The following is a 3120-nucleotide window of genomic DNA, read 5'->3' as shown; positions in this document are numbered from 1 at the left end:
CAGGACCAGGAGGGGGGTGGGGTTCGGGGCGTCCGTCATGGGAGTTCCTTCAGGCCGAGGTCGGTCAACAGGTCACGGGCCAGGGCGAGTTCGGCGGCGATCCCGTCGGCGAGCTGGGTTCGGTTACGGGGGCGCAGTTCGGGTGGGAGGGCCTGCCAGGTGTACGTCTCCACCTCCAGATGCCGCGTCAACGGAACCGGCCCGCCGACGAGCCGGGTCAGCGTGTCCTGGAGTACGGGGAGGGTGGAGGTGAGTGGCAGGGCCGGCGGGGCGTGCAGGGGGACATGGAAGTGCGCGCGCCAGGGGGCGGCCTCGGGCAGCGTCTGGCCCGCGAGGGCTTCGTCGAGGTCGTCCGTGCCGCGCAACCCGGCGGCGGTGCGGGTGCGGGTCTGATGCAGGAAGCGCGGTTCGGCGAAGGCATCTAACGCTGCCCGCACTTCGGGAAGGTGAGGTTCTTCGGCGTGGAGCGCGGCGGACAGCTGCGCCTTGGGAATGGTGATGCCCGCCGCGATGAGTGCGGCGAGGGCAGTCTGCGGATCCTCGAAGGAGGTGGCGAGATGACAGGTGTCGATGCAGATGCCGATGCGGCGGGACGCGATCGCGGCGAGGGGACGCATCGCCTCCGCCGTGGTCTCGACGACGCAGCCGGGCTCCGGCTCCAGACCGATACGTATTGACTTGCCGGTCAGCTCCTCCAGAGCGTCCAGGCGCTCGGCGAGGGTGGTGAGTGCGGTGTGCGCGGCCTCGGCCGCCGTAGCGCCGAAGGTCGTGCGCCAGGCCAGGGGGAGGGTGGAGATGGTGCCTTCCGTGGCGTCGTCGGGGAGGAGGGCTGCGAGAAGGCGAGCCAGGTCGGTGGTGTGTGCCAACCGTTCCGGGTCGGCCCAGTCGGGCTTGTAGACGCGGTACTTGACCTCTTCAGCGCCGAATCCCTCATAGGGGAAGCCATTGAGGGTGACGACCTCCAGGCCGCGGCGGTCGAGTTCGGCGCGCAGACCGCGCAGTGCCGCCGGGTCTGTGATCAGGGCGTGGGCCGCGTCCTTGGCCAGCCAGAGGCCGATGCCCAGGCGGTCGCGGCCGAGGCGTTTGCGTACCGGCTCGCAGTGGTCACGCAGTTGGGCGATGACACCGTCGAGGGTCTCCGCGGGGTGGACGTTGGTGCAGTACGAGAGGTGGACGGTGGTGCCGTCGGGGTGGCGGAAGCGCATGCGTCGGCCTCCTCATTCCCCGCCGCGGAGGATGGAGTTGCCCTCGTGCAGGGACTCCGGTTCGGGGATGTCGAGCTGGAGGCGGCCGCTGAGCCCGTAGAAGGCGACCGGGTTGCGCCACAGGACCTGGTCGACGTCGTCCTCGCTGAATCCGGCGGCGAGCATCGCGTCGCCGACCTTGCGGGTCTTGAGCGGATCGCTCTTGCCCCAATCGGCGGCGGAGTTGACCAGCACCTTCTCGGTTCCGTACGCCTTGAGGATCGCGACCATCCGGTCCTCGTCGATCTTGGTGTCCGGGTAGATGGAGAAACCGAGCCAGCAGCCACTGTCAGTGGCGTGCTTTACGGTCGTTTCATTGAGGTGATCGAGGAGCACGTGTTCCGTGGGGAGCGCGGATTCGCGGATGACGTCAACAGTGCGGTGGAGGCCCGCGAGTTTGTCGCGGTGCGGGGTGTGGACGAGGGCGGGCAGGCCGTGGTCGGCGGCGAGCTGGAGCTGGGCGGCCAGCGCGGTGTCCTCGGCGGGGGTCATCGAGTCGTAGCCGATCTCGCCGACCGCGACGACGTTGTCCTTGACGAGATAGCGGGGCAGGGCGTCGAGGACTGGGGTGCAGCGGGGGTCGTTCGCTTCCTTGGGGTTGAGGGCGAGTGTGCAGTGGTGGGAGATGCCGTACTGGGCGGCACGGAACGGCTCCCAGCCGAGCAGGGCGTCGAAGTAGTCGAAGAAGGAGGAGGGCGAGGTGCGGGGCTGGCCCAGCCAGAAGGACGGTTCGACAAGGGCACGGACACCGGCGTCGTACATGGCCTGATAGTCGTCGGTGGTGCGGGAGGTCATATGGATGTGGGGGTCGAAGATGCGCATCAGGACTCCTCGGACTGCTCGCCGGTCAGGGTCAACACGCGATTGAGGTCGGGGGGCACGTCGCGGCCGGCGGCGGTGCGCTCGGTGGCGTAGTCGGCGAGCATCCTGGCCAGCTCGCTGTCGCCCTCGGCGCGACTTTGGAGGTGGGCGACAGCGTCGACGGGCACACCGGTGAACAGACACTTGAGGACGGCGTGCCGCCAGGAGTGCGGGTCGAGGTGCTCGGCGGCATACGGGCCGACGGCAGCCGCGACGAGCCGGGTGTCGTTGGTACGCAGGGCGTCCTCGACGAGCGGAAGAGCGACGGGACCTTCGAGGAGGTGATGGAGGGCGAGGAGCACGGCACGGCGTTCGGCGGCGGTGCCCTGGTGGTAGAGCCGGGTGAGGGTGGCGCTGTCGGCGCGGGCCTCGATGAGGAGCAGGGTGCGTACGGAGTCGGCGTGGTGCTGGCCGCAGACCCGGCCGGCCGAGGCGAAACGGAACTCCCAGGCAGGTACGGCGTACGGGGACGGCTCGGCCGGAGGCGACTCGGCCGAGGGCGACTCGGAGGCGGCGCGGGCGGCCTCGGCGAGTGCTTCGTCGAGCCAGGCGTGAGCATCGTCGGGGAGTTGGGCGTCGAGTTCCTTGCGGGTCTGCGTCACCATGTCGGCGCTCCCTTCACTGGGGTCTGCGAGCGGAGGAACTCGATGGAGGCGCGGGCGAGTTCGGGGCCGGCGTGGGAGTGGCGGGGCAGTTCGACGACGGTCAGGCCGCGGTAGCCGGTGGCGGCGAGGGCTTCGAGTACGGGCGGGAAGTCGATCTCGCCGTCCCCGAAGGGGAGGTGTTCGTGGACGCCGCGGCGCATGTCCTCGATCTGGACGTGGCGTAGCCAGGGGCCCGCGTCGCGTATGCAGTCGGCGGGCGGGGCGGGTTCGAGGCACTGGCAGTGGCCGATGTCGAGGGTGAGGCCGAGGGGTTCTGGGTCGCCGAGGATGCCGCGGAGGTGGTGGAAGTCGGCGAGGGTGGCCAGGAGATGACCGGGCTCGGGCTCGATGGCGAGCGGGATGCGGGCGTC

General features: G+C 70.1%; 4 protein-coding genes. All 4 read right to left on the bottom strand.

Translation table 11 applies throughout. The features are described 5' to 3' along the window. Positions 1-35: 35 nt before the first annotated feature. The gene (eboE, locus tag ABZS64_RS39175; protein WP_355839978.1) at positions 36-1205 is read right to left on the bottom strand and encodes a metabolite traffic protein EboE; all 1170 of its coding nucleotides are present in this window, start codon (positions 1203-1205) and stop codon (positions 36-38) included. Between the two features lie 12 nt (positions 1206-1217). Further along, the gene (locus ABZS64_RS39170; RefSeq protein ID WP_355839975.1) at positions 1218-2066 is read right to left on the bottom strand and encodes a TatD family hydrolase; all 849 of its coding nucleotides are present in this window, start codon (positions 2064-2066) and stop codon (positions 1218-1220) included. Next, positions 2066-2707 carry an EboA domain-containing protein gene (locus ABZS64_RS39165; RefSeq protein WP_355839980.1) on the bottom strand — a complete coding sequence of 214 codons (642 nt, stop codon included), beginning with the start codon at positions 2705-2707 and terminating at the stop codon, positions 2066-2068. The genes ABZS64_RS39170 and ABZS64_RS39165 overlap by 1 nt, the downstream gene beginning before the upstream one ends. Next, a partial coding sequence (locus ABZS64_RS39160; protein WP_355839973.1) for a sugar phosphate isomerase/epimerase family protein occupies positions 2704-3120 on the bottom strand: 417 nt, incomplete at its 5' end. The genes ABZS64_RS39165 and ABZS64_RS39160, both read right to left, overlap by 4 nt.

The organism is Streptomyces sp. NPDC005408, assembly GCF_040606445.1.
In the GTDB taxonomy this organism is placed as follows: domain Bacteria; phylum Actinomycetota; class Actinomycetes; order Streptomycetales; family Streptomycetaceae; genus Streptomyces.
This window is presented reverse-complemented; position numbering and strand designations above follow the sequence as displayed.

What these genes read in the sequence shown, in the direction of transcription:
- ABZS64_RS39170 (WP_355839975.1), bottom strand. Translation starts at nt 2,066, where the DNA reads ATGCGCATCTTCGACCCCCACATCCATATGACCTCCCGCACCACCGAC.
- eboE (WP_355839978.1), bottom strand. Translation starts at nt 1,205, where the DNA reads ATGCGCTTCCGCCACCCCGACGGCACCACCGTCCACCTCTCGTACTGC.